Below are 21,745 nucleotides of genomic sequence, written 5' to 3' on the forward strand. Positions count from 1 at the left end.
CTGACAACACAAAGGCCCGCCTTCTCCAGAGAAAGCGGGCCTTTGCTATAACTGCCGTTTCAGCGCCGATTTTCAGAAATCAGCCTGTAAACAGATTATTCTTCTTTCATGTTGTGGTACACGGCCTGTACGTCATCGTCTTCTTCCAGACGGTCTATGAGTTTTTCCATGTCTTCCTGCTGCTCCGGGGAAAGTTCTTTGAGAACGGTAGGATAGCGCTGCAACTCAGAGGTTTTCACGTGAATGCCGCGCTCTTCCAGGGCTTTCTGCATGGCCCCGAAGTCTCCGAAAGAGGTTTGGATGATGATCTCGTTTTCCTCTTCGTCTTTGTCAATGCTCTCCAGCCCGAAGTCAATCAAATCCAGTTCCAGTTCTTCCATGTCCAGGCCTTCAGCGTTCAAATGGAACACGCCTTTGCGTTCGAAGATGAAATCGAATTGGCCGGTGCGGCCCAGCTCACCGCCGGTGCGGTTGAAGTGCATGCGCACGTTGGCCACGGTGCGGTTCACGTTGTCGGTGGCGGTTTCTACCAGAACGGCCACGCCGTGCGGACCGTAGCCCTCATATACCACTTCTGAGTAATCGCTTTCTTCTTTGCCTTGGGCCCGTTTAATGGCGGCTTCCACGCGGTCTTTGGGCATGTTCACCCCTTTGGCGTTCTGGATGCACACCCGCAGACGAGCGTTGGTGTCTGGGTCGGGTCCGCCGGATTTCACGGCCATCACAATCTCTTTCCCTATGCGGGTGAACTGCTTGGACATCATGTCCCAGCGTTTCATCTTCCGGGCTTTCCGGAACTCAAATGCTCTTCCCATGCGGTTAGTCTAAAACAAAGTACAGACAAATATCGGGAAAAACGGCGGATAGCCCAAGCGGGTTGCTACACATGTTCGGCTAAATAATCTTCCAGCTTCAGCTTGCCTTTGATAGGGGCCACGCAGTCTCTTTTAGTGACTTCCACAAAGAAGGCGGCCTTCTCGTAGAGCGATCGGTTCACCAGCCGCACCATGGGCAGAAACGAGTTCACCACCCAGTACGGCACCTTAGGAATGGCCTTGTTTCCCTTCCCCACGGCCTTGCCCACCAGTTGCACCAGCTCCAGACGCGAATAGGTAACAGGACCTCCCAGTTCTATCACTTTCTCCGGCGAGGTGAGCGCCTGCACACAGGCCTCGGCCACTTCCTGCTCATGGATGGGGTTGGTGATGCGCTCGCCGTCGCCAATGGAGGCCAGGCGTCCCTTGCGGGCCATGGGCAGCAGATCCAGGAAAGCCGAGAAGAGCGCCGGCGGTTTAATGATGGTAGAGGCAATGCCGCTTTGCTGCAGCGCTTGGGCGAAGTCTTCGTGCGCCCTGAAGTAGGCTACGTGCGGGTGCTTCTCGCCGCTGAAGGCACCCACGTAGATGAATTTCTGCAATCGTCCGTGGGCCTGCGCCAGCTGCAGCACATTCAGGTTGCCTTGGAAATCCACCTCGTGGAAGGAGGTGCGGCTGCTGTCTGAGAGGCTTAGGCTCTTGCCCAGCGCCGAGATAATGAAATCCACGCCCTGCACCATCGCTGGCGAAAGGGTTTCAGGATCAGTGGGGTCGCAGATGATCACTTCGTCTACCGAGGGTTGCAGTTGCTCGGCCTTCAGGGGCGTGCGGGCGGTGGCGCGGACCTTGTATGGCTGCTGTTTCAGCACTTCCAGGATACTGGAACCTAGGCTTCCGGTGCTTCCTAAAACAAGGACTGTTTGCATAGACAGGGCGTGTAAAGAGGTGGGGGAATGTACTCTTGTCCTCTAAACTAGCTATCTTTTGAATTTATTGCAAAAGAAGCTAGTCCAAAAATGAATTTTGGCAACAAGCTTAGCAGTCTCTTGGCGATGGATGGTTCGCTAAATACCTAGGCCAAGCCATAGGTGAAGGATGGAAAAACTGCCTATAGTAAACCGTAAACCTGAGCGAAAAAACAAACCTGTTTCAGGGCTGATTTTCTGAAAACGGCTGGAAAACGCCTTAGCCAATGTAGGCAGTAGCTTCGATTTCCACCAGCAGCGCCGGGTCAATGAGGGCTTTGACCTCCACCATGCTGGTGACCGGCCTGATGTCCTTGAAAAACTCGCCGTGCGCGCGGCCCACCTCTTCCCACCGGCTAATATCGGTCACAAACATGCGCGTGCGTACCACATCCTGGAGCGAGGCACCGGCTTCCTGCAAGACCCGTTCAATCTTCTGCAGAATGTAAACCGTTTGGGCGTACATATCATCAAGACCAATGACCTGCCCGTTCTCTACGGCGGTGGTGCCGGCGACTTCAATCAAGGGGCCCACCCGTACGGCTCGCGAGTAAGCCACGCTGCTTTCCCAGGGCGCCCCTGAGGAGAATAATTGACGTGCCATGTGCGTATTTAGTTAAGTGAAAGGATGCCGTAAGTTTATCTAACCTGCCGCACTTGTGCCAGTGAATGTTGTATTTGCCGGAAATAATTTGCGATGCGTTTGGGGCTTGTTTTGCCAAAAACAGGGTGAAAACAAAGCCTGCGTAACGGGAGCCGAGACTATGTGAAAGAGATTTCGTAAGTTGAGCAACAGTTCCTTTTTGTTTGTTCTGCCAGCCATGTCCTACCAGCCGCTTAAAATAGACATCCACACCCATATTCTGCCGGAGCGTTGGCCCGATCTGCGGGAGCGGTACGGCTATGGCGGTTTCATCAGGCTGGAGCACCACAAACCCTGCTGCGCCCGCATGATGCTGGACGACCGGTTCTTCCGCGAGATCCAGGAAAACAGCTGGGATCCTGCCGCCCGCATGCGCGAGTGCGACCAGCATGGCGTGCACGTGCAGGTTTTGAGCACGGTGCCGGTCATGTTCAGCTATTGGGCCAAGCCCGAGCACACCTGGGATCTCTCCAAAATCCTCAACGACCACATTGCCGGCGTAGTCGCCCGGTACCCAACCCGGTTTGTGGGCCTGGGCACCCTGCCCATGCAGGACACCGATCTGGCCATCAAAGAACTGGAGCGCTGCGTGAAGGAGCTTGGTTTGGCCGGTGTGCAGATAGGCTCCAACGTGAACGACATTAACCTGGACGATGCCTCGCTGTTTCCCATTTTTGAGGCCGCCGCCGATCTGGGCGCCGCTGTGTTCGTGCACCCCTGGGACATGATGGGCGAGAAGAAGATGCGCAAGTATTGGCTGCCTTGGCTCGTGAGCATGCCCGCCGAGACCTCCCGCGCCATCTGTTCGCTTATCTTCGGGGGCGTGCTGGAACGGTTGCCTAACCTCAGGCTGGCTTTCGCCCACGGCGGAGGCTCTTTCCCCTTCACCTTAGGCCGAATCCAGCACGGTTTTGACGTACGCCCCGATCTTTGCGCCGTGGATAACCCAGTGGCCCCGGAAAATTACGTGGGCAAGTTCTGGATTGACTCGCTGGTGCACTGCCCCAATACCCTGGATTTTGTGGTGAAGCAATTTGGGGCGGATAGAGTGGCTCTGGGCAGCGATTATCCTTTCCCGCTGGGTGAGCAGGAGCCGGGCAAACTCATTGAGTCAATGTCTTATTCTGCGGAGGTGAAAGAACTGCTATTGGGGGGCGCGGCCCTGCAATGGCTGGACCTGGAGAAAGAGCGTTTCCTGGTGCAGAAGCTGGCCCAAAGCAAACAAACCCCCTGATTTTCTGTTGGTGTAGAAAGTAACCGCGATGGGGCGGTTTGCACCGGCTTCTTCTTAAATTTGTTCTTCAACGTATTCGCATTTCATGTCTTTTCAAAATACCCTTGCCTTTGCCCAATCGCTTGACCAGGCAGACCCGCTCAGATCGTACAGAGACCAGTTTCATATTCCAAAGTTCAACGGGGAAGACACGGTCTATCTCTGCGGCAACTCTTTGGGTTTGCAGCCCAAAGCCGCCCGGGCCGCTTTGGAGGAAGAAATGACCAAGTGGGCCGAGCTAGGCGTGGAAGGGCATTTCACCAGTGATACGCCTTGGTTTACCTACCACGCGGCCTTGGCCGAACCAACCGCCCGGCTGGTGGGCGCCTCCCCGCAGGAAGTGGTGGTCATGAACCAACTCACCGTGAACCTGCACCTCTTGCTGGTGTCTTTCTATCGGCCGCAAGGCCAGCGCTACAAAATATTGACTGAGGCCGGAGCTTTTCCTTCGGACCAGTATGCGCTGGAGAGCCAGGTGAAATTCCACGGGTTTAATCCAGATGAAGCCATTATTGAAGTTGCGCCCAGAGCCGGCGAGCATACCCTGCGCACCGAAGACATCTTGGCGGTCATCCGGGAGAAAGGCAGCGAGATAGCGCTGGTGATGATGGGCGGGGTGAACTACTACACCGGGCAGGTGTTTGACATGGCGGCCATCAGCCGCGAGGCCCATGCTGCGGGTGCTATTTGCGGCTTTGACCTGGCCCATGCCGCCGGAAACGTGCCGCTGCAACTGCATGGCTGGAACGTGGACTTTGCCGTGTGGTGTACCTATAAATACCTGAACTCGGGCCCGGGCGGAACCTCAGGGGTGTTTGTGCACGAGCGCCACGCCAAGAACCCAGACCTGCCGCGGTTTGCCGGTTGGTGGGGCCATGACCAGAGTGTGCGCTTCCAGATGAAGAAAGGTTTTATTCCTATGCCGGGCGCCGAAGGCTGGCAAGTCTCCAACAGCCAGATTCTACCTATGGCGGTGCACAAAGCCTCCCTAGAGATGTTTGACCAGGCCGGCATGCAAAACCTGCGCTCCAAAAGCGAGAAGCTCACCGGTTACCTTGAATTCCTGATAGAGGAACTGCAGCAACCCAAAGAAGCCCTGGAGGTCATCACTCCCAAAGAACCCTCGGCGAGGGGTTGCCAGTTGTCATTGCTGGTGCACCAGAACGGCCGTGCGCTGTTTGAGACCTTAATGGCCAACGGCTTTATCCTGGACTGGCGCGAGCCCAACGTCATCCGGGTAGCGCCTACGCCGCTCTACAACACCTTTGAAGATGTGTTCCGGTTCGGGCAGTTTCTGGCGGCACACTTCAGGAAATAGAGCTCTTTGCAATTAGCGGTCCTTTACCCACCCTACCGTTCTAAGGAGGGGCTTTCCCAATAGAATGTTTGGGAAAGTCTTAGCCTTTATTGTTACAGTATTTGGTATTCCCTCCTGGGAGGGGTAGGTTGATTTTCAACGGCAGGAAGAGATGACAATGGATTAAAGAGCCAACCAATCCGCATCTTCCACGTGCCTTTCCTCAGGCTGTTTGTTTTATAGGTAGTTGTCGCAAAACGGCCTCTAAACGCAAAAGCCTGCGGGAAGGCACTTTTCTTTTATGGATAGTTTCTGACATATAAGGACTTGGCGGAGCTGGCGGTCGCACGTTTTTTTGCGCTTTTTCAGAAAATAGGGTAGAAACATGCGCTTCGTTTCCGTATGAAGTAAGTATTTATACGAGGAGCAGGATCCAACCTGCCAGAAACCGAAGCGGCCCATGGACATTTACCTGATTTCTTTTGTGGTGGTTGGCGTTGCCGCGCTGGCCATGGCCTGGTTGCCCACCTGGTTCAAGGAAGTGCCTGTTTCCTACGCCATGCTGTTTGTCTGCGTGGGTTTCCTGCTCTACAAACTGCCCATCGGGTTGCCAGAGCCAGATCCTCTGCGCAAGAATGATTTTGCGCTGCGTCTCTCTGAGCTGTGCGTCATCATCACGCTCATGGGCACGGGCATCAAGATCAACCGGCGGTTCTCTTTGTTCAAATGGCAGGTACCGCTGCGGCTGGTGAGCTGGACCATGCTTTTGTGCATAGGTAGCCTGGCCTGGTTGGCCTGGCAGTTCCTGGGATTTTCGGTGGCCTCGGCGGTACTGCTGGCCGCGGCTTTGGCGCCCACCGACCCCGTGCTGGCCTCTGATGTGCAGGTGGGCCCGCCCAGTGATGAGGTGGAAGACGCTACCAGGTTCGCGCTCACCGCCGAGGCCGGCCTTAACGACGGCATGGCTTTCCCGTTCACCTGGCTGGCCATCACGTTGGCTTTGCACGGGCTGGCGCCCGAAGCCTGGCTTGTGGACTGGCTTTCCTATGACCTGCTGTACCGCATTGTGGTGGGCGTGGGAACAGGCTACTTACTGGGCAAACTCTTGACGTTTCTACTGTTCAAACTTCCTAAGAAAAGCCGCTTTCCTGAGACCAAGGACGGTTTTGTGGCCATCTCCACTACGTTGCTGGTCTACGGCCTTACCGAGATGGTGCACGGCTACGGGTTCATTGCGGTGTTTATAACTGGGCTAACCCTTAAGCACTTCGAGGAAGACAATAATTACCACCGGGAAATGCATGATTTCACCGATCAGATTGAACGGATCCTGGTGGTGATCGTGCTCATTTTGCTGGGCGGCAGTATCAGTCGGGGCCTGTTGGATGCGCTTACCTGGCAGGGCGCGCTGGTGAGCATCGGGTTTCTGCTGGTGATTCGGCCCCTGGCCGGATACATCGGTTTATGGGGTGTTCCGGTGAAAACAAGGGAAAAGTGGGCCATCAGCTTTTTCGGGATCAGGGGCATCGGATCGGTTTTCTACCTGGCCTTCGCGCTGGGCAAAGCCGATTTCGCGAACCCTGAGGAAATCTGGGCGGTGGCGGGTTTCACTATCCTGCTCTCGGTCTTCCTGCACGGCATACTGGCCACCCCCATCATGCGCTACCTGGACAAAGTCCGGACCCCTAGCGATTTTATTGACCCCGACAAAGCAGCCCTTGAGGCTTCAGATGACCGCAAAGGTGAGTCCGTTGATAAGCCCCAAGAATAATTTAGGTGTATCTTTCCTGCATGCCGCACCTCTCCCCAGAATTTCAGCAGCAATTTGCCGCCTGTAGGTTGCCCTTGCCCCATGCCGAGGTTTACCTTCTTCCAGATTTCATTTCTCCGGAAAAACAACCAGACTTGCAACAGGCGCTGACGCAGGAAGCGGCCTGGCGGCAGGAGAAGATCAGGATGTTTGGCAAGCAGGTAGACCAACCCCGTCTCACCGCCTGGTACGCCGATGCCGGCAAAGCCTACACCTACTCGGGCCTCACCTGGGAGCCGTTGCCCTGGCTGCCAGAACTATCAGATTTAAGAAAAGACCTGGAAAAAACCACGGGCGCCGCTTTCAACAGCGTGTTGATGAACCTTTACCGCCACGGGCAGGACAGCATGGGCTGGCACGCCGATGACGAACCCGAACTGGGAAAGAACCCCATCATCGCCTCCATCAGCCTGGGCCAGGAGCGCACCTTCTCCTTCCGGCACCGCCAACAGAAAGACCTTAAACACCAACTGATCTTACCCTCCGGCAGTCTGCTGTTGATGGCCGGCCCTACCCAACACTTCTGGCACCACCAGCTCCCCAAAACCACCAAACCCCTGCAGCCCAGAATCAATCTCACGTTCAGGTTTATTTACTCTAATGAGTGATTGAGTGAATGAGAGGATGAGTGAATGATAAAAAAGTACATTTTCTCAATCACTCAATCATTCATTCTCTCATTCAAAAGAGAGCCGTCTGATAAGTGCCGGTCATTTTGGCTTCGTGGTCCAGGAGCCATTGTTTGCGCCAGAGACCGCCGGCGTAACCGGTGAGTTGGCCTTGCGCGCCTATTACGCGGTGGCAGGGCACCAGAATCATCCAGGGGTTTGCGCCGTTGGCTACGCCCACCGCCCGAACGGCACCGGCGTTGCCCATGCGTTTGGCCAGGCCCAGGTAATGATCGGTTTTGCCCATCGGGATTTGTTGGAGCGCTTGCCAGACCTGTTGCTGAAAGGGAGTGCCCTGGGTATACAGCGGCAGGTCAAAGGTGTGGCGCTTGCCCGCGAAATATTCTTCCAGTTGCGTGGCGGCCTCCTTTAGGCAGGTGGGTATAACCGGGCTGTCCGTTTCGGGGCCGTTTTCCAGAAAGCAAGCCCTAAACAGCTGATTTTCCGTAGAGGTAAGCTGAATGGTGCCTACCGGCGAAGAAACATGGAGCACAAAGAGCGGCGAAGGGGCAGACATGGCAAGGCTTGTTTACAAAATTTAACCTAAGTTTACCTCTTCTTTCCGTAGAAAGCACCTTTTCAGGGCCAGTTTCTGCGCAGGAGACCACACGTAACCAAAATTGATGGAGAAAACCACCCAACTCAGCGTCATGGGCGGGGGCCTGGTAGGCTGCCTGCTGTCTTTGTATCTTGCCAAACAAGGATACCGGGTGGATGTGTATGAACGGCGGCCAGACCTGCGCCGCACCGATATCGGTGGTGGGCGCTCCATCAACCTGGCCCTGAGTGACCGCGGCTGGCGAGCATTGGAAACCATCGGCATCGCCGAGGATATCCGCAAGGTGGCCATCCCCATGTACCAGCGCGTCATGCATGACAAGAACGGGAACCTCTCTTTTCAGCCATACGGGCAGGAGGGACAGGCCATCTACTCGGTTTCCCGGGGCGGCTTGAACCAGGCGCTGCTGGACCTCGCCGAGGCGGAGCCCACTATCTCGCTGCACTTCCAGCAACAGGTCATGGAGGTGGAAGTGGCCACCAATAAAGTAACAATGCTGGACACGGTCTCGGGGCAGGAGCACCACATTTCGCCAGACGTGATTTTCGCCGCCGATGGTGCCTATTCCATGGTACGGTTGTCTCTGCAGAAAACAGACCGGTTCAACTACGAGCAAAGTTACCTGGACTACGGCTACAAAGAACTCACCATTCCGCCTGCGGCTGATGGGGGCTGGCAACTGGAGAAAAACGCCCTGCACATCTGGCCCCGCGGGCAGTACATGATGATTGCGCTGCCTAACGTGGACGGTTCCTTTACCTGCACCATGTTTTTCCCCTACGAGGGCGATCCCTCCTTTAAATCACTGCAGACCCCGGAACAACTGACAAGCTTCTTCCAGGAAGTTTTCCCCGATGCCACTGCCCTCATGCCTGATCTGGCGCAGGAATTCTTCGAGAACCCCATCGGGTCGCTGGTTACCATCAAATGCCTGCCCTGGCGCCACAGCGGCAAGATCCTGCTGCTAGGCGATGCCGCCCACGCCATCGTGCCGTTCTATGGGCAGGGCATGAACGCCGGGTTTGAAGACTGCACCGTGCTGCGCGGCCTGCTGGAGCAGCACCAAGACGATTGGGAAACCATTTTCCAGACGTTCCAGGACGTGCGCAAGCCCAACACAGATGCCATCGCCGATCTGGCTGTCTATAACTTTATTGAGATGCGGGACAAAGTCGCCGATCCGCGTTTTTTGCTCCAGAAGAAAATAGAGGCTAAAATTACGGCCCAATACCCAGATTCTTGGCTGCCTTTGTATTCCATGGTTACCTTTTCCCCGGATTTACCGTATGCCGAGGCACTGGCCAACGGTCAGCGGCAGGAAGAGATCATGCGCGTATTAATGGAACATATCCAGAAAGAGGAAGACTACAACAAACCAGAGGTGCAGGAGTATCTGCAGGCGCAACTGGCTTAGCTTTCCTTTGTTTTCGGTCTGTTTTCTGGAAAAGGCCCCTTAAATACACCATAGAAAAGTCTTTGCCTGTCAAACAAAAAACACCTTCTATACATTAAGAGAAGGTGATGCGAACTGATTGTACATGATATTTTCCCGTCTAAAAGATTATTACCTGGCCATAGGGTCCTTTGTATTGGTGTTGGGAATCACCTTGTATGCCTACTATGTGTCCAAATCTAATGACGAGGCGGAGGATGCCCGGCAGTTTGAGATCAAGAAGGTGCAGATCAAAGCCACGCTGGAGCGCCGTATGGGTTATTACCTGCAGATCCTGAAGGGCGTGAACGGTTTGTTTGCGGCCTCAGACACCGTTACCCGTGCCGATTTCCAGGGATATCTGAGCTCGCTGGAGATTCTGAGAAACTACCCCGGGGTGCAGGGCATTGGGTTTGCGGCCATGGCCACGCCAGAGCAGGCGCCAACCCTGGAAAACCGCGTACGCGCCGAGGGATTCCCTAACTTTAAGATTTACCCCGAGGGACCCCGTACTGAGTACTCTTCCATTATCTTCATTGAGCCCATGAACAGGGCAAACAATCGGGCTTTGGGCTTTGACATGTTCAATGACCCTACCCGCCGCGAAGCCATGGAAGCCGCCCGTGATTCTAACCGGCCGGCCATGACCGGTAAAGTGCGCCTGGTGCAGGAAAGCGGGAAAAATGTGCAGCCTGGCCTACTCATTTACATGCCGGTCTACTATGGCGGCAAAGACCCGGTGGACCTTATGGAGCGCAGAAACAAGCTGCGGGGGTTTGTCTATGCGCCTTTCCGGGCCGGAGACCTTTTCTCCAACACCCTGGGCGACGCCCTGGAGAACATCAGCCTTTCCATCTATGACGGCAAAAAGATGAAAGAAGAGGCGCTCCTTTTCCGGAACGCCACTGAGTTGGACGTTTCAGCCGGTAATGACAGCCTCCTGACAGACACAGACACCATTAGGTTTGCCGGCCGCATCTGGACCCTGCGCTACAAAGCGAACAAAGCCTTTGCCGAGGCCTCGGGCATAGACCAGCATGACCTCATCTTGTTAGGCGGCAGCATCATCAGTTTGCTTATTTTCTTTGTGATCTGGTCGCTGCAGCGTTACCTGCAGTCAAACCAGTTAACCGAGCTGATCACCAAGAATACCACCGCCGGTTTGTTCATGCTGGATGACCGGGGTTACTGCACCTTTCAGAACCCATCTGCCGAGAAGTTGCTGGGGTATGACCTGGCAGAACTCAAGCGCCGACCCTTGTATGAAATAGTGCACCGCGACCATGAGGCCAGGAACCTGGCGCCCGAGCTGGTATCCCAGAAGTCTTTCACCTTTGAGGATTCCTTTATCTGCCATGACGGCAACCCTATTCCGGTGGTTTGCTCTACCCGTTATGTGAAGCAGGGCGGCCAGGTGGTAGGGCATATCCTGGAGGTGCGCGACGTCACGGAGGAGAAAAAAGCCCAGCAGGCCCTGTTGGAGAGCGAGGCCCGTTTCCGTAACATGGCAGACAGCGCCCCGGTAATGATCTGGATCACCGATGAGCACCACAACTGCACCTACGTGAACCGGCAATGGCTCAAGTTCACCGGCTCAAAATTTGAAGACAACCTGGGCAAGGGCTGGCTGCAATTTATTCACCCAGAGGACAGCCCATACATGTCCCAAACTTACCAGCAGGCACTGGCGGCAAAAGATGAGTTCAAGGTGGAATACCGCCTGCGCCGCCGCGATGAGGCCTACCGTGGGGTGGTGACCATGGGTATTCCAAGGTTCAGCACCGAGGGCGGGGAGTTCCTGGGTTATATCGGCTCGGCTATTGACATCAGTGACCGTATCAAAATGGAGAAGAAACTGAAGCAGAGCGCCGATATGCTGCAGCAGATCTTCATGCAGGTGCCGGCCATTGTGGGGCTGGTGCGCACCAAAGACCTGAGATACACCCTGGTCAATTCTTACCTGAGTAACCTATATGACAGCAAGGCCAAAGTAGGGGAAGTAGCCACAGATTCTCTGCCGGAGTCTCAGCATGAACAATTCAGGGCCGTTATCAAGCACATCGCGGAGACCGGTGAGCCGTTTGTGGGCCAGGAAGTGCCGGTTTACTTCAGTGATACGCCGGAAGGCCGGCAGAACGTGGGGTATTTCAACATTGTCTACGAGCCCATCAAAAACAGCCGCGGAGAAGTGGAATCGGTGCTCACGTTTGCGGTGGAGGTGACAGAGCAGGTGAGAAGCCGCGAGCAGCTCTCCACCATCAACGATGAGCTGAACCTCAAAAACCAGGAGCTGATCAGGATCAACAATGACCTGGATAACTTCGTGTACACGGCCTCGCATGACCTGCGGTCGCCGCTGGCCAACCTGGAAGGTCTCACCTCGGCCTTGCTGGAAACCGTGGAAGGCAAGGAGGAAAGCGAGGAGCACCTGCTGCTGCACATGGTGGCCTCTTCCATCTCTAAACTGAAAGGCACCATCCATGACCTCACCGAGATCACCAAGGTGCAGAAAGACCTGGACTCGCAGGCAGAGGAGCTTTCTTTTGCCGAAGTGCTGGCCGGGGTGGAGGAAGACATCGCGCCCATGATCCAAGCGTCTGGGGGCCAGTTGCAAACCACTTTCCAGGTGAAACACCTGCGGTATGCCCGTAAAAACCTGCGCAGCATCCTTTACAACCTGGTGTCTAACGCTGTCAAATACCGCGACCCGGCCCGCAAACTCACGGTGAACATCAATACTTATCGGCAGGATGGGTATGTGGTACTGAGCGTGGCAGACAACGGGCTGGGAATAAGGGAAGACCAGCAGGAAAAGCTGTTCACCATGTTCCGTAGGTTCCACTCGCACGTAGAGGGCACCGGTATAGGGTTGTACATTGTGAAACGGATCATTGAGAACAACGGCGGCCGCATTGAGGTGGAAAGTGAGCCGGGCAAAGGCACCACCTTTACCGTTTACTTCCGCGAAGAGACTATCACCCCATCTCCCGCGCTCCTGACTTCTGATAGGGAAGTTTAAAAGAAAGGATACCCAAAAAAAGAGCATCGGAAAGAAGGAGAAGATTCCTTTATTCCAATGCTCTTTTCTTTGTTGCCGGGTCTGTCAATTTGCAGATGCCATAGCCACGCCGTATCCTGGCAGATTTCCTAAAAGAAGGTTTAAATCAAAGGTCTGAGGAAATCAGCCTAACAGTGGAATCAACAGATCTGGGTCTATTTTCTGCAGCATCTGCTCTACCTGCTGACGGGTGAAGCGGCCGTTAACCTGGAGCATCAGGAAGGAGTTGCCGTACTTGCGGTAGCCCACTATTTCCTGCACCTGCTCATTAGACTGCCTCATCCTGAACTGCAAAGTGCCCGGGGCCTCATCCAGCAAAGGAATGGCGGCGTAGTTGTCCCGTTGCAGTACCTGGTCCAGTTCCTGGGTAAGGCCCTGCTGCAGCAAGCGCTGCGATTTTCTGTTGGTGGGCGTAAAGGACAGGACGCGCACCGAGGAGATGTTGGTCAAAGCCGCCCGTAGGGTAGTATCGGTGATTTCCTTCGCCAGGTATTTAGAGACCAAGCCTACGGGCACAGTGGTGCCTTTGAAGCCGGCTTCATTGCGGTATTTCTGGTAAAACTCGGCCGTAGACTGCGCCGGCGGCAGTTTGCTGGTACTGCTGCAGGCTTGCAGGAGACAAAAAGCGGCCAGCACCCAGAAGGGCAGAATCCTGGCTGCAAGTGATTTTTTGAAATTATAAGCTGATGAATAATGCATATGCGATTTCAGTTTTTGCCCTCTTTTACGGAAAAGAGAGCAAAAACGCTCGCTGTCGTTATCATCCACCTAACCCCGAAAGCTTATACCTCCTCGGCTCTCTGCGTTTGCTTCTGGTAAATGTTGGGGGTGTGCAGTTGCATAAACCGCTCTGGGTGGGGCAGCGGCTCAAACCCGAACTGGGTGTAGAGCTCATGCGCATCCTCGGTGGCCAGCATCCAGCGGCGGAGGCCCTGCAACTCAGGGTGCGCCCTGAACGCCTTCAGCATCCATTTAGAAAGCCCGTTGCCCCGGTATTCCTCCAGCACAAAGACATCGCAGAGATAGGCGAACGTGGTATAGTCAGTGACCAGACGGGCGAAAGCGGCTTGTTTTCCCTCGTAATAGACGCCCACGCAGAGGGAGTGGTCGATGGCTCTTTTCACCACCTGTTTGGGAATGCCTTTAGACCAATAGGCCTGGCTTAGAAACCCGTGGATAGCGTCTAGCTGAAGTAAATCTTTGTCAAAACTTAGGAAGAAGCCGTTTTTGTTGGCCTCGGGTAAAGGAGTAGAAAAAGGCATGGCAGCTTAGTTATAGGTTTGCTGTCTGTTTCAGGGATGGAACCTGACGGTGATGAAATTTAAGTTATAGAATAACTTGACAAAATGCAAATTATAAAATCAATGTTGATAAGTTGTAGCGCTTGGTAGATAGTGAAAACCCTCAGCAGTAAGTTGTTATGGTTTTTAGATGCAGGCTGATTGTAGATAGCAAAATCAGCACGGTAGCAACTGTGTTTTGCAGAGGCGGGAGGAAGAGAATCGGGATAAGGAATATAAGGCAGTAGGGGCAGCAGAAGGGGTGAGTGCCGTTTTCGGCCCAGGATTATCAAAATAGGCTGGAAACGGCTACTGGTCCAGCCAGGCCCTGAAGGCCGCTACCCGCTCCCTGCTGACCAGAACCTCTTCCTGGGCATGGTGGCGCAAGACTACTTTCAGGCGGCTGTTGGTGTAATGGACAATATCCTGGATGGCTTTGAGCTGTACCAGGTAGCCACGGTTTACCCTAAAGAAGCATTGCGGGTCTACCAATTGCTCCAGCTGTTCCACGGTGTAGTCCAGGGCGAAGCGGCGGTTATCCATGGTCTGCAGGAAAGTAGCCTTCTCAAAACTGAAAAAGAAGTCAATCTCCTCTACCGGAATAGCCCTGAGGTGTTCGCCCACTTTCAAAACAAAGCGGTTTTTGTAGGTAGCCGCCGAGGGGCTTTGCAGTTGTTGCAAAGCCAGCTGCAGGAGCTGCAGTTGGGTAGTCTCCTGGGTGGGGGTTGCAGCAGGTGAGGCCGAGGTCAGGCGTTGGAGTTTTCTTAGTGCCAGAACCAGTTCCTCGTTATCAATGGGCTTTAGCAGGTAATCTATGCTGTTGGCCTTGAAAGCTCTAAGAGCGTACGCATCATATGCGGTGGTGAAGATGATGGGGCAGGTGACGTCCACCTGGTCAAATATCTCAAAGCTCAGGCCATCGGCTAGCTGAATGTCAAAGAAGGCCAGATCAGGGGCGGGCTGCTCCCGGAAATAGGCTACCGCCTCCTGCACCGAGGCCAGTTGGGCCACCACCTGCACGGGCAGCTCTGTTTGCGTTTGCAGTAGTCTGGCCAACCGGTCGGCGGCAAGGGGTTCGTCTTCAATGATCAGCGCTCGGCGCATGTGCAAGGTTGGTTCGTGATTGTTTTTAACCTGATTTCTGCAAAATAGCCCCCAAACGGGGATTTAGGGACAGAGCTGCTTTAAGTTTCCCGTTCCTGAAAAGACAAGAGCGGCAGGCGCACCGTGAAAGTAGCATCGGTAGAGACAATCTCTGGTTTACGGTGGGTCAGCATCTGGTACCGGGCCTGGATGTTGGCCAAGCCCAAGCCGCTGGGAGGCTCATGCTGCGGTTTAGGCTGGCGGTTGTTCTCCACTATGAGCCAGTTTTGGGCAATGGAGATGCTGATGCGCAACGGTTCCCTGGCCCACAGCCGGTTGTGTTTGATAGCGTTCTCCAGCAGCATCTGCAAGGCCAGCGGCGGCAGATGGAAACCAGCAGGGAAAGAAGTTGGAAACTGCACGTCCAGACCCTCGGCGTGCCTGATCTGCTGCAGAAAAACGTAGCGGCGGGTAAAATGCAGTTCCTCTTCCAGCGGCACTACCTCTTTGTGCTGCGAGTCCAGCACGTACCTGTACACCTCAGATAGCTGCTTGATGAACTTCACGGCCAGATCAGGCTGCGGATGCACCAGGCTGGTGAGGGCATTGAGGCTGTTGAACAGAAAATGCGGGTTCACCTGGTTTTTGAGCGCCTCGTACTGAGACAGCGCATGCTCTTTCTTCAGGCGTTCTGTGTCAATAGCAGATTGCCGCCAGTGGCGCAGAAAGGAAACGGCGTGCAAAGAGAGCGTAATGAAAAAAGTCACCAGCATCTGGGTGAGCATGGTACTACGCAGGCCCGGGGTCAGGAGCAAGGCGGGCGCATGGCCCCGCACCCCTACAAAGTACGCCCAGTTCACCAGAAAAATGGCCACCGCCGAATACAAGGTAGTGGCCAGCGAGGTGACCCCAAACCGCCGCACCGGATGGTCTACCCATGACACCACCTGATTAAGGGCGTTGCCCAGATAGCCGTTCCCCAGCCACAAGCTGGAACACAAAACAAAAGCGTACCCAAAGTTGTGGACCACCCAACTCCTGTCTGTAAGGCAGGAGGCACACTGCAACAGCACATTCACCAGGGCCAACCCAGAAAAGATGAGTATCCACCTAAGAATGGACTTGAGTTGCAGGCGTGGGACAGCGAAATGGGACATGGCTGGAAGTTAGTCATTTTTAAGAATACCCGTGCCCACCCAAGAGCGGCAGGAGCGGGTTCCTGGGTTTACTCGCACTTGCTGAGGAGCGCCAGAGCCCGGCTCTGCCCCCAGCTGGGAAGCAGCGGGTTGGCGGGCTGGTACACCGAGAACTTTGCCACGGCCGTGGTCAGGAAGGGTTTAGCTACCTCTTTGCCGCCGCCAATCATCTGGGGCATGTTAAAATACTGCTGGCCCAGCAAGAAATAAGTGCGAGGGTTCTCAGGATTCAGGGTTTTGGCTTTCTCCAGCGCAGTCAAGGCCAGGCCAGAGTACTTCATCCCGCGGCTCATGGGGGAAATTGAGATGCGGGCCTGGTGCAGAAATCCCTGTAAGGCAAACAACTCAGATTCCTGCGGCTTCAGTTTCAGGCTTTTGTCCAGGTAGGTTTGCGCTTTGTCCAGCACGGCATCGCGCTGATGGTCTTCTTTGAGCATGAAACTCAGTATGACGTGGGCGTAGGCCGCATAATAGGCGGGCAGCCATTCCTCCGGCTCGGCCTCGGCAATACGGCTCATCTTGTTGGCCAGGGCTTGCACCTCCTCAGGGGTTTGGGAGGCTTTGAGATCGGTGAGCGCTTCGCCCAGGGCAGCCTGGAAGTGGCCTTGGGCCTGCACCAGCATCGTGATGAAGAAGAGCGGGAAGAAGAGTAGTTTTTTCATGGCTTTGATTTGAATGGTTTCTGTTTTAAGGTTGATTTTCTGAAAAGAGGGCAAAAACAAGAATCGGTGAACAGCTTCTGGCAATGAGAGGGCAGGGTTACCTGGCGCTTTCCTCTTTCCCGTCATTGACCGAGATGAGGAGGGCCAGCAGCGCGAAACGCTTGGCACCGGGTACTATGGGCTGCACGGCGAACTGGCCCTGGGCATCGGGGGTGGTGCTGTAGCGGTACCCGAACACGTTGTTGAAGCCCAGCAGGTTGGTGCAGGAGGCGTGCAGAATGGTGGAGTGCCCTTTGATGCTGGTGAGAAAGCTGGCGTTCAGACTCAGATCAAGGTAGTTTTTGGTGGTGTTTTGCTGAAAACCCTCCTGATTGGGATTGTGGTAAGGACGGCCGCTGGTGTAGCTGAAGGTGGTGCCCACGTAAGTTTTGATCGGGTTTACCATCTGCTTGTACACCAGGCTGAGGTTATGGGTAGAGGCGAAGCTGGGGCGGGCTTCCTTCGGAAACCCTTTGTACAGGCGCCTGGTGTCCAGCAGGGAGTAGGAAACCCAGTAGTCGCCGTGCCTGATGCTCTTTTGGTCGCGCCAGAAAACCTCCACTCCTCGGGCGTAACCGTGGCCGTGGCTGTTGAACTCGGTGGCGTTCTGCAACTGGAGCGCATTGTACCGCACCAGGTTCTGGTAGCGTTTATAGTAGCCTTCTACCCTGAGTGTTCTCTTGTCTGCCGTACGCTGGTAGTTAAGGATATAATGGGTGGCCCGCTCAAACCTGAGCGACTGGTGGTGTTTGAGGTAATCGTTCTCCGGGGTTTGGTAGAAGTGGCCGTAGGCAAAAGAGACTTGTCCATCGCGGTGCAACTGGTAAGCCACCGCCAGCCTGGGCGACAGGGCCTGTTGATTTAGGAAAGAGGACCTTTCCAGGCGTAGGCCGGGCCGGGCCACCAGCTTCTGGCCCAGGTACACATCCGCCTCGGCAAAAGCCGCCAGGTTCTGGTCATCCACTAGGCCGTGCCGGGGTTGGGCCGCAGGCGTTTCTGCGTAAAGCTGCCGGTAGTTTTTCTGTTGGGTTTCCAGACCTGTCCGTAGGGTGACGGCATGCCCCAGGTCCCGTATCATCAAGGCCTTTGCGTTCCAGGTGTGGGTACCGGTATTTACCCGGGCCTCGCCCGCGGCGATGTCCTCCTGGTTGTAAGTATAGGTGAAACCGGTTTGCATGGTCCATTTCTCCCGGATGACCTCTTCATAGGTGGTGTTCAGGAACAGGTTTTGGTTCTGCAGGTCCACCGCAATTGCTTTTGTGGGATGGTCCAGGTCTGACTGTTTCAATGCCAGGTGCGATGTGGTGTAGGTGCCGTAGAATTTGAGCATCCCCGTTTTAGAGGTCTTCTGCCGGAAAACCACACTACCGGCCCTGGACTCTGGCATGTGCAGCCAGTTCTGCCGCTGGGGCACCAGGGCCATGTAGGGTCTGAGGTTGTTGTACTCGCCGGAAACGGCCAGGGAGGTGTTCGTCCAGCGTTTGGTGCGGGAAAAGCTGGCGCCCACGCTCATGAGCGAAATGCCGGTTTGCGACTCTTCGGCCAGGTCCTGGCTCTGGAGCAGTAGCGCCGAGGAAAGCGCCTGCCCGTACTCGGCTGAGTATCCGCCGGAGCTGAAAGCCATGCCAGTGAATAGAAAAGGCGAGAACCTGCCCCGTGAAGGCACATCCGGTACGCTGGCGTTATAAGGACTTGCTACCGGCAAACCATCAATAAAGGTTCTGGTCTCGTAGCTGTCGCCGCCCCGCACAAACAGCTTTCCCTCTTCGCCCACCTTCTGGGTGCCGGGCAAGGTGTTGATGGCTCCCATGATATCGGCGGTGGCGCCGGCTGTGGTGACAATGTCTCTGGAGGTGAGCAGGGCACTCCGTTTCTCATCGCTGGCCTCAAACGCCCCTGCCGAGATCTGCACCATCTGTAGCTGGCGGTAATCTGGCTTCAGGGTGAACCTAAGGGAGGATTGCGTTTTGGTCAGGTCTATTTCGCGCTCCAGGGTAGAGAAACCCAGGAAACTGATCACCAGCGTCTGAGGGCCCGTTTGCTTGGAGGTGAATTTGAAATGCCCGGTTTCATCGGTGGAGGCGCCGTCATAAAGACCCTTCAGGTACACGTTGGCCCCAATCACCGGCTGCCCGGCTTCGTCTTGTACCTGGCCTTGCAGAAGGCTTTGCGCCCCGGTGACCCCGGAGGTGAGCAGCAGAAGGAAAGAAAGAAGAGTAAAGGTTTTCATGGCGGTCTCGGTTAGGTTCTGGACAAATATGAACCACCGGAAACCTGCCTGAAATTAAAAGGAGATGAACTGTAAACAGAGGAAGATGAAACGTAAAGGAGGAAGGATAGACTGCAGCGCCCGAAAATGAAAACAAGCGGCCAAAGTTTACAGGAATGCCATATAGGGGGCACCAGTTCTCTGGTGCCCCTCAGTTCTAAGCAGCCGCTTGCCATCAGCTTAATGTAAAAAAGCGTTGGATATAGGGGCGTTTTCTGTAGGTTTTTCGTACTTCCTTCCCAAACCATCTACTCGCCTGGAACTGAATTAGGAAAAGTTAATCAAGAGGCTACCGTTAAGTGGGCTTCTACTTCTTTTATGACATGTTCTTTAGGGGCAGAAGACGCAGGCACGGCCTCTTTTCTGGGTTTGTTGAAGGTAAGCGTCAACAAATCATTCATTGCTGTCTGCTGTTCCATGTATTTGAGGAGGGAGTAGATAAAGAAGATGATGCCCAGCATCTCCAGCACTTCTTCCACGGAGGTGAACATTTTGTAGACAAGGCTTATTCGGCTGCCTTTGTCTGCCATGAAATCACCGCCAATCATCTCCATGCCTACGGCTCCGGCAATGAAGATGGCCCCGGCCCCTATAAACCTCAGGAGCGTGGTTCTGGGCAGTGACAGCACAAACTTAACCAGGTACAGGCCTACCAGCATGAAGAAGAGGAGGTAAGGCACAAACCAGGCAAAATTCAGGTATCCCAGGTTGTCTTGCTGCAGTGATTGTTTAAGAAAGCCCCTGGTAGGTTTCACCAGTAGTTCGTGCAGGGAAAATAACTCATCAGCAGACAGCCAGGCAAACATGCAGCCCATGAGGTACCACTTTCTGTGGTGTCTGGGTTTTGCACTGTTCTTTACGTGCCTGGAGATGGTGAACAGCAGGATTGCGCTGACCAGTAAGTTGATGGCTGAAAAGTAGGTGGGGATATTTCTTTCCCCATCCATCGCAAACATGCCTGTCACGTAATATTGAAAGGAATAGGAAGCGGTGATAGACGGATCAACATAAGTCCTGAGGTAATACTCTACGGCAATGGCACTTGCATCCAATACCATCAAAACAATCAGAACCCTCATGAGATACCATAAGGCAGATGCAGGCTTTAAAGTGTAACGATTTTCCATATAATAATTGATTATAAACTCTTTTAGAAGATGCGGTGGCGTGGGCCTGGCAATCTGGTTGAGCGTATGCCAATAATAGTTATAATTAATAATAAAATAAAACAATAATAACAATAAATATTATTTTACTAGGGTTTTTATACTATGCGGTTTATACCAATTTGTATGTTGTTAGTGTTTGACGATGCCTGGACATGAAGGGAGAAGTGGGTTTTTAGCGTCAGGTAATGGTTGATTAAGGAAAGGGTTATTGTATTGAGAACAGATTGCTGTTTATAACAGAACCTGGCCCGTCATTTTCCTGGGTTTGGCTTCTGAAAGAAATAGAGCCAGTGAGAAAACTGTGCTTCTAGAGTTGCGGACCGGCTGGAAACTGTTACAAGTAAATCCGTTAAAGGTCTCAGCAGTTAGGAACCAGAGTTGAGGCAGATTCGGCGTGATAGAAACTCTTGTAAATTGCGGCAATACGTTTCAGGCCCCTTTTGCGGAAAACACCCTGTAAATAGCCCTCTTCCGACGTGCAAACCATAACGGTAAACAAAGTAAAACAGCAAGAGCCCGCCAAAGCGGGCTCTTGCTGTTTTACTTTTCAACTTACAGTAAAGTTGAAAGTGTTGTTATTCGTTAGACGCGATCTTGCGGTTAGCTTCTTTCTCTTTGGCGGCCATTTTACGGGCAGCTTCCTTTTCTTTCAAGGCTTGGGCGCGTTGCTTGGCAGCTTCTTTTCTGGCTTCTTCTTTCTCTTTCATCGCCAGTTTTGCCTGGCGCTGTTTTTCTTTGGCTGCCGCTGCTTTCTCCTTCAAAGCCTCTTCGCGTTCTTCTTCTTTCTGCTTCAGGGCTTCCTCTCTTTCTTTCATAGCCACTCTTCTTGCCTCTTCCTTCTGGGCGTAAGCTTCATCCATTGCCTCGTACTTAGCGTCTATCTGGGCTTCGCGCGCAATTTGCTTCTGTTTGGCTAATTCTTTGCGCTCTTTCGCTTTTTGCTTGGCCAGTTCGGCACGCTCTTTTTCTTTTTGTTTCATTTGAGCTGCCCGCTCTTTGCTCTTCTGAGCAGCACTTTGGGCTTGAGCTGAACCTAACGCTAAGGCAAATACAAACAGGAGGAGAGTAAGGTGTTTCATCATAGTTTTTGTGTTTGGGAGATAGTCTTTGTTGTCGTTGCAAATCAAAATAATTTATGGAGTAAATCCTAATATTCACAGGTGAAATTCCTTTTGTAAGGTTTGGTTATAATAAAACTAAGTTGTATGCCTTTCAAAACGGGCGTTTGTTCATCTATTTTCCTTTGTTCAGAAAGCAGTGAAACAGTTTTTAAGTTGAAACTGACGGATTTTGGGCATTACGGACAAGTAGAGGAGAAGGATACTAATATATAGGATTTTTAATATAGTGGTTTTGTTGATTAAGCCACTTGCTGATATTAAACTTGCCTTTTTGTGCTAGAATAAATACTAAAAGGATGGCTCTGCACCCTTGTGGTTATACCTGCCAGGAGGGGTTTGGCTCCAGGAATACCCAATTTCCTGTAATTAGAACCTAAAGTATTTCCTCAATGGATGGGTGCTGGCG

The 21,745-nt window shown here is 53.7% G+C and carries 18 protein-coding genes; 6 read left to right on the forward strand and 12 right to left on the reverse strand.

Features of this window, described 5'->3' with window-relative positions; genetic code table 11:
* Positions 1–95 precede the first annotated feature (95 nt).
* The 3 genes from J3P35_RS03645 to J3P35_RS03655 form a co-directional block, all read right to left on the reverse strand.
* Positions 96–815, reverse strand: a complete 720-nt coding sequence (locus tag J3P35_RS03645) for a YebC/PmpR family DNA-binding transcriptional regulator (RefSeq protein WP_210463005.1) — start codon at positions 813–815, stop codon at positions 96–98.
* A gap of 65 nt (positions 816–880) precedes the next feature.
* On the reverse strand, positions 881–1,741 hold the full coding sequence (locus tag J3P35_RS03650) for an SDR family oxidoreductase (RefSeq protein ID WP_210463006.1): 861 nt from the start codon (positions 1,739–1,741) through the stop codon (positions 881–883).
* Positions 1,742–2,000: 259 nt separating this feature from the next.
* Complete coding sequence (locus J3P35_RS03655; protein ID WP_210463007.1) at positions 2,001–2,384, reverse strand: RidA family protein; 384 nt, start codon at positions 2,382–2,384, stop codon at positions 2,001–2,003.
* 217 nt (positions 2,385–2,601) lie between these two features.
* Between J3P35_RS03655 and J3P35_RS03660 the strand changes: the two genes are divergently transcribed.
* From J3P35_RS03660 to J3P35_RS03675, 4 genes are all read left to right on the forward strand, one after another.
* Positions 2,602–3,657 carry an amidohydrolase family protein gene (locus tag J3P35_RS03660; RefSeq protein WP_210463008.1) on the forward strand — a complete coding sequence of 352 codons (1,056 nt, stop codon included), beginning with the start codon at positions 2,602–2,604 and terminating at the stop codon, positions 3,655–3,657.
* An 85-nt stretch (positions 3,658–3,742) separates the two neighbouring features.
* Complete coding sequence (kynU, locus tag J3P35_RS03665; protein WP_210463009.1) at positions 3,743–5,014, forward strand: kynureninase; 1,272 nt, start codon at positions 3,743–3,745, stop codon at positions 5,012–5,014.
* Positions 5,015–5,453: 439 nt separating this feature from the next.
* Entirely contained in the window at positions 5,454–6,764 is a 1,311-nt protein-coding gene (locus tag J3P35_RS03670; protein WP_210463010.1) for a cation:proton antiporter, read from the forward strand.
* A gap of 20 nt (positions 6,765–6,784) precedes the next feature.
* On the forward strand, positions 6,785–7,411 hold the full coding sequence (locus J3P35_RS03675; RefSeq protein ID WP_210463011.1) for an alpha-ketoglutarate-dependent dioxygenase AlkB family protein: 627 nt from the start codon (positions 6,785–6,787) through the stop codon (positions 7,409–7,411).
* 73 nt (positions 7,412–7,484) lie between these two features.
* Here the strand turns inward: J3P35_RS03675 and J3P35_RS03680 are convergent, their stop codons facing one another.
* Positions 7,485–7,988, reverse strand: coding sequence for a methylated-DNA--[protein]-cysteine S-methyltransferase (locus J3P35_RS03680; protein WP_210463012.1), 504 nt, complete (start codon positions 7,986–7,988; stop codon positions 7,485–7,487).
* Positions 7,989–8,094: 106 nt separating this feature from the next.
* On the opposite strand from J3P35_RS03680, the gene J3P35_RS03685 reads away from it, so the two are divergent.
* Positions 8,095–9,444 (forward strand): FAD-dependent oxidoreductase, encoded by a 1,350-nt coding sequence (locus tag J3P35_RS03685; RefSeq protein ID WP_210463013.1) that lies wholly within the window; start codon positions 8,095–8,097, stop codon positions 9,442–9,444.
* Between the two features lie 124 nt (positions 9,445–9,568).
* Positions 9,569–12,481, forward strand: a complete 2,913-nt coding sequence (locus tag J3P35_RS03690) for a CHASE domain-containing protein (protein ID WP_210463014.1) — start codon at positions 9,569–9,571, stop codon at positions 12,479–12,481.
* Between the two features lie 162 nt (positions 12,482–12,643).
* On the opposite strand, the gene J3P35_RS03695 is transcribed toward J3P35_RS03690, so the two are convergent.
* The 8 genes from J3P35_RS03695 to J3P35_RS03730 all read right to left on the reverse strand — a co-directional run bounded on the left by J3P35_RS03695 (position 12,644) and on the right by J3P35_RS03730 (position 21,345).
* Positions 12,644–13,219 carry a DUF4252 domain-containing protein gene (locus tag J3P35_RS03695; protein ID WP_210463015.1) on the reverse strand — a complete coding sequence of 192 codons (576 nt, stop codon included), beginning with the start codon at positions 13,217–13,219 and terminating at the stop codon, positions 12,644–12,646.
* Positions 13,220–13,302: 83 nt separating this feature from the next.
* A complete protein-coding gene (locus J3P35_RS03700) occupies positions 13,303–13,782 on the reverse strand; it encodes a GNAT family N-acetyltransferase (protein WP_210463016.1) in 480 nt (159 codons plus the stop codon).
* Positions 13,783–14,109: 327 nt separating this feature from the next.
* The gene (locus tag J3P35_RS03705; protein WP_210463017.1) at positions 14,110–14,904 is read right to left on the reverse strand and encodes a LytR/AlgR family response regulator transcription factor; all 795 of its coding nucleotides are present in this window, start codon (positions 14,902–14,904) and stop codon (positions 14,110–14,112) included.
* Between the two features lie 80 nt (positions 14,905–14,984).
* Positions 14,985–16,040, reverse strand: a complete 1,056-nt coding sequence (locus tag J3P35_RS03710) for a sensor histidine kinase (protein WP_210463018.1) — start codon at positions 16,038–16,040, stop codon at positions 14,985–14,987.
* 68 nt (positions 16,041–16,108) lie between these two features.
* The gene (locus J3P35_RS03715) at positions 16,109–16,741 is read right to left on the reverse strand and encodes a tetratricopeptide repeat protein (RefSeq protein WP_210463019.1); all 633 of its coding nucleotides are present in this window, start codon (positions 16,739–16,741) and stop codon (positions 16,109–16,111) included.
* 97 nt (positions 16,742–16,838) lie between these two features.
* Positions 16,839–19,010, reverse strand: a complete 2,172-nt coding sequence (locus J3P35_RS03720) for a TonB-dependent receptor (protein ID WP_210463020.1) — start codon at positions 19,008–19,010, stop codon at positions 16,839–16,841.
* A gap of 320 nt (positions 19,011–19,330) precedes the next feature.
* The gene (locus J3P35_RS03725; protein WP_210463021.1) at positions 19,331–20,176 is read right to left on the reverse strand and encodes a hypothetical protein; all 846 of its coding nucleotides are present in this window, start codon (positions 20,174–20,176) and stop codon (positions 19,331–19,333) included.
* Between the two features lie 617 nt (positions 20,177–20,793).
* On the reverse strand, positions 20,794–21,345 hold the full coding sequence (locus tag J3P35_RS03730; RefSeq protein ID WP_210463022.1) for a hypothetical protein: 552 nt from the start codon (positions 21,343–21,345) through the stop codon (positions 20,794–20,796).
* Positions 21,346–21,745: the final 400 nt, after the last annotated feature.

Origin of the sequence: Rufibacter roseolus, from assembly GCF_017916365.1 — a bacterium.
Classification (GTDB): domain Bacteria; phylum Bacteroidota; class Bacteroidia; order Cytophagales; family Hymenobacteraceae; genus Nibribacter; species Nibribacter roseolus.